Source organism: Tardiphaga sp. (assembly GCF_028290495.1).
In the GTDB taxonomy this organism is placed as follows: Bacteria; Pseudomonadota; Alphaproteobacteria; order Rhizobiales; family Xanthobacteraceae; genus Tardiphaga.
The window spans coordinates 1-5,067 of sequence record NZ_JAQGJT010000216.1 but is presented as its reverse complement, the minus strand read 5'-3'; the positions used below and the strand labels follow the sequence as shown (position 1 = coordinate 5,067).

Genomic DNA, 5,067 nt, shown 5'->3' with positions numbered 1-5,067 from the left:
CATTCGATTGCTTGCGCCGAATGTGATCAAACTGTCTGCGTCGCTGACCGCTCGGCTGGACACGGCCGGATCGGACACATCACAGATCGAATCGTTCGTCTCCATGGCGAAGGACACCGGTGCCTTTGTATTGGCGAGCGCATTGGAATCCGAATCGCGGGCCATGCGAGCACTCAAGTTCGGCATCGTGCTTGGCCAGGGATACCTGTTCGGCACCCCCCAACCTGCTTCACGCATTAGCTCGTCGCAGGATGAGCTACTCCGAGGCGTCAAGACCAAGCGATGACACTCGCTCAGCACGCCGCGCAGCTCGAACGCCTTACCTTTCGAGACTCCCTTACCGATCTCGCCAATCGGACATTCTTCACACGACAGCTCGACGCAGAACTCGAAAGTCACAACGCCGGATCTATCCACGTGCTTCTGCTCGACTTTGACGATTTCAAGGAAGTCAATGACACCCACGGCCGCGATGCCGGTGATGCACTGCTCGTCGAAGCCGGTCGGCGCTTGCGCGAATGCGTTTGGCCCGGAACCACTGTCGCTCGGTTCGGTGGCGACGAATTCGCCGTGCTGCTCACTGGCGCCATCGACGTTGACGAGGTCTCGGTTCGGATCACTAGCGCACTCAACGCACCGTTTCGCCTTGGCGGAAAGGAACTTCAACCCAGCGTCAGCCTGGGGTACGCAGCCAACGGAGACCAGTCGTTGAAGGCATCCGAGCTGCTTCGCCGTGCAGGCATCGCCATATATATCGCCAAGGCCGCGGGTAAGAACCGCTTTGTCCGATTCCGACCCGGCATGATGGGCGCCCTTGTTGCTCACAATGACGTCGAGTCCGAGTTGCGCAATGCGGTTGAACGCCACGAAATCGTCGTCCATTATCAGCCGATCGTCAACGTCAGAGTCGGCTGTGCCGTCGAGGTCGAGGCGCTCGTGCGCTGGCGACGCGCCGATGACCTGATTTCCCCGTTGGACTTCATTTCGGCTGCAGAGTCGAGTGGGTTGATTAACTCTATCGGCCAGGAGATCCTGACGCTCACCTGCGCACAGCTTCGCGACTGGCTTGCTGTGGAGACCATGCACTCGGTCGCCGTGAACGTCTCGGCCGTGCAATTGCGGGAGCCGGATTTTGCGCGCGACACCCTCGGCACGCTCGCGTCGGCGGGCGTGGATCCGCGGCAGCTGATAGTCGAGCTGACGGAAAGTGCTTTCCCGGGCTCACCTCCGCAGATGATCGATCAGCTGTCCCAGCTTCGCGCGAGCGGCATCCGCGTGTCGTTGGACGATTTCGGAACCGGATACTCCTCCCTCGGTCGGCTCCAGGAACTGCCCGTGGACATCATCAAGGTCGACAGGTCTTTCGTCGACAGGATCAAGACGGGCGACGAGACCCTTCCGATCCTCAACTCGATCGTCGATCTCGCCCACAAACTCGGGCACCAGGTGACGGCGGAAGGGGTGGAGACGGCTGCGCAGGCGCTCTACCTTCAGCGGCTCGGGGTCGATTCGATGCAAGGTTTCCACTTTGGTCGGGCAACCTCCATCGAATTCCTCACCGACGCCGAGTCGCTTGCCATCGACGCCTATCGAAAGCTCACTCTGACCCCGCACTAGCGCGAAGCCGAAATTCAACAGTCGACATATGGTCACGGATATCCGATCGCAAGGGGGAAACCAGTGTCACAGATCGAGCACGGTGTGACGAGCGAATGGTCCGATGAATCGCTGTCGCGTGATGCGAAATATCTCAGGCGGCTAGGCATCGCCAGCTGGGTAGCTCAACTCGGTGCTCCACGGCCCGAAGGGACACGCTCACGTAGGCTCGCCCACCTGGGCGGAATCGCTGCTGTTGCGGCGCCGGCCCTCTATCTCACCTGGCGGATCGGTTTCACCCTCCCCGGCAGCGGATGGTCGGCGGGAATCGCATGGGCGCTGGTCGTCTTCGAGGCGCTGCCCATTGCGGGACTCATTCTCAAGACCCTCACGGTCTGGAACATCGACGGCCAACCCGCCCCGTCGGTCAGTGCGCTGCCTGCAGGCACCCGCGTTGCCGCGGTCATCCCCACCTACAACGAACCCGTCGAAGTGCTCTCGCCGACCATCGCCGCGGCCTGTGACCTTGAGCCCGCACATGAGACGTGGGTTCTCGACGACGGCGACCGGGCATGGGTTTCAGAGTTGTGCGCCGCGCTCGGCGCACGCTACGTCAGCCGGCCAATGCACGACTATGCCAAAGCAGGAAACATGAACCACGCCCTGAAGCTCATGGCTGACGAAAAGGCGGCTGGCGCCCCCGGCATCGACATCATTGCCGTCTTGGATTGCGACCACGTTCCATTGCCGAGTTTCCTAACGGCGACCCTCGGGTGGTTCGCCGACCCTGATGTCGCCCTCGTGCAGGGGCCTCAGTGCTTCTACAACACGGGCGCCTTCGACGACGACGGGCTCACCGGTGAGCAGGGCGTGTTCTTCAACGTGCTCATGCCCTCCCGAAACGTTCCAGGAGCCGGTCCGTTCTGGTGCGGATCGACATCACTCTTGCGAGTGAGCGCGTTGGAAGACGTTGGCGGCGTCGCAACCGAAACCATCACCGAAGACATGCACACGACGCTGAAACTCATCCGGCGCGGATGGAAGACGATGTACCACCATCAGACGCTCGCCGTCGGTCTCGCTCCGTCGACCCCCGACGAATATCTGCTGCAGCGGCGACGGTGGGGCATGGGTGCAATGCAGATCCTCACCCAGGAGAGACTCTGGGCAGCCAAGCGTTGGATGTCATGGAGGAATTACCACGAATATCTCAACGGAACCTTGTGGTGGCTGGAAGGAATCACGACGCTCTTCGCATTCGCGGTTCCCTTGGTGATTCTCTTCACCGGGGCGCAGACCTCGACCGCGAGCCCAGCAGTATTCGTCCTCGTCTTCGCCGCCATGTTCACCGTGCGTCTCTGGGGCTCCAAGAAGCTCATGCGCGGCCAGATCGAGTGGCCCACGGCTTTCGCCCTGCGCATATTCCGCATCCCAGTGGGACTCGCTTGCTTCTGGTGGCTCATCACCCGGCGAACACTCGACTTTGAGGTGACCCCGAAAGGCGCGGCAGAGGAACGCCAGCGCGGGCGGATCCCACGGTTCCTGCTGATACTGACCGCCTTCATCTTCGCCGTCATCGCATACGCGATGGCCGGGATCCTCGGCTGGGTTCCCTGGCGAACGGACCCGGCATCCACCGTCGCGGCCACGGCCTGGCTTGCGATCGCTGGAATCATCCTCGTCCTCGGGATCCGGCGAATCCGAGCCGCCCAATACGCGACCTCCCGGCGTAATGCGCACCGCCTCAACTTGACGACGAACGTCTACGTCGACGGTGTACCTGCCCGACTTCACGACATCTCTATGGGTGGAGCGGCTGTGCAGTTTGCCTCAGACGTTGTCGTGAAGGACGTAGTCCACCTCAAATTGCCGGGAATGATGGAGATTCCTCTCGACGTGGTTCGTGTATCGCGTGAACCGACTGGCTCGGTCATGGTGTCACTAAGAATTCGGCCCGAGGATTGGAAAACCTACAACATCATCGCGCTGTGGCTGTTCCATACGCCGGAAGGCGCTATCCCGGGATTGGCGCCCGGTATTCCCGCCATCGCATCGGTACTTGACGAGTGACTGAGCGTTCATCGCGGTGCCTTAGCTGATCTTGCGGCGGTAGCTGAGGATCTCGAAGGCGCGCGACTATTGATCGGACCCCAGAGCATCTATGACGCCGCCGTGAACTACCAAAACGTGGCGAAGGAAGAATTGGAGCGGGTAACTAGAAACCAACCGACCGACTGGAACGCTCTAGTTCTGGCTCGGAGCCAGGTCGGTTTGCTGATGCAAGAGAAGATTGGTGTTCCTCCCAAGGAGCGCGTTGGACTGTCCGAGGAGACGCAACGATGAGGCCTGCGGTAACTACTTGCTATCGCGCCACAGGTAATGCGACTCGCGCCATGCGCCAGCCTCTCGGAGCACACCTTCCATCGCCGCTCCGTCTGCGATCATTTCGCGTGTGGAAACTTTGCCGATCCGCCACAGACGGATGTTTCCCCCAAACTCTGCCACCCACCGATGGAAGGGTGCGGACGCTTCGAATACTGCGTCGGGAGATTTGGTGGAGAGCAACGCAATAGCGTTGTGAACAGTCAACGCGCGATAAAGACCAAACTGTCGGTTGGCTTCAAGCCAGTTTCCAAGCGCTTCATCGTCGGGAGCGACGGCCTCGTAAAGCTGGAGCATGCGCGTCGCGGCGACGCTAATTGATGAGGCGGCATCCCGCGTAAAGTCCAACGTCGGAGCACGGTGAGAGCGTCCAGCAACCGCCCATAGGCGCGCGAGACGTCACTGGCCGCCCCTCGGCGGCGCTCTGCTGACTCTTGCAGCGCGAACAGCGCGAGGCCGATCCCACTCGCACCGACTATGCCGATGATGAGGTCAGGTACGAATGTGGACCAGTCGGAGCCGAGCCGCACCCCGAGCAGCGCCAGCCCGGCCAGCGCGAGCACCAAAACGTACGCAACGAACAAGCCCCACTTCCGACGATCACTCATTTGCAAACTCTAGCGCCCGCCCGGCCACCAACCAGCTAGCGCAAGGTCGGATCGTTGGCGGAACCCGCTATGGCGAGTCCGAGCTCGGCACGCCGCTGATATTCCCAGGACTCGAAATCCGACCGGAGACGACAGTGCCCTGGTGAAAAGTCGCCCCACTAGGACGTTTTATCGGGCTGCGCCCCACCGGCACGGCCGTCACATCGCGGTCATCCGCGAGTGCGAGCATCCCGCATTGCTGCGATGCGCCGGAACCGGCGCGGCGAGGACCCCGCCTGATAAGCAGGCCATGACGCTGTAGAGGGCCGCCTTGCTTAACGAATTGAGGGCCGCTACTCAGGCGGCCCTCTACATCGTCAGTCGGGCTGACAGGATTTGAACCTGCGACCCCGTGACCCCCAGTCACGTGCGCTACCAAGCTGCGCCACAGCCCGTGGCTTGCGCCGGAATTACCCGGCACGATGCACTAGCTTATCGCCTC

Annotated in this window: 4 protein-coding genes and 1 tRNA gene; 3 read left to right on the top strand and 2 right to left on the bottom strand. The window is 61.5% G+C overall.

Going from position 1 to position 5,067, the window contains the following annotated elements; all coding sequences use genetic code 11:
* From JWQ24_RS28225 to JWQ24_RS28215, 3 genes are all read left to right on the top strand, one after another.
* The coding region (locus JWQ24_RS28225; RefSeq protein ID WP_299815831.1) for an EAL domain-containing protein at positions 1-286 on the top strand (286 nt) is incomplete at its 5' end.
* Positions 283-1,617: a bifunctional diguanylate cyclase/phosphodiesterase gene (locus tag JWQ24_RS28220; RefSeq protein ID WP_299815828.1), complete on the top strand. Its 1,335-nt coding sequence runs from the start codon at positions 283-285 to the stop codon at positions 1,615-1,617. The genes JWQ24_RS28225 and JWQ24_RS28220, both read left to right, overlap by 4 nt.
* Positions 1,618-1,680: 63 nt before the next feature.
* Positions 1,681-3,666, top strand: a complete 1,986-nt coding sequence (locus JWQ24_RS28215; RefSeq protein ID WP_299815825.1) for a glycosyltransferase family 2 protein — start codon at positions 1,681-1,683, stop codon at positions 3,664-3,666.
* Between the two features lie 285 nt (positions 3,667-3,951).
* Here JWQ24_RS28215 and JWQ24_RS28210 read toward each other — a convergent pair whose 3' ends face one another.
* Both JWQ24_RS28210 and JWQ24_RS28205 read right to left on the bottom strand, forming a co-directional pair.
* Complete coding sequence (locus tag JWQ24_RS28210; protein WP_299815822.1) at positions 3,952-4,275, bottom strand: hypothetical protein; 324 nt, start codon at positions 4,273-4,275, stop codon at positions 3,952-3,954.
* 671 nt (positions 4,276-4,946) lie between these two features.
* Positions 4,947-5,020, bottom strand: a tRNA-Pro gene (locus tag JWQ24_RS28205).
* Between the last annotated feature and the right edge of the window lie 47 nt (positions 5,021-5,067).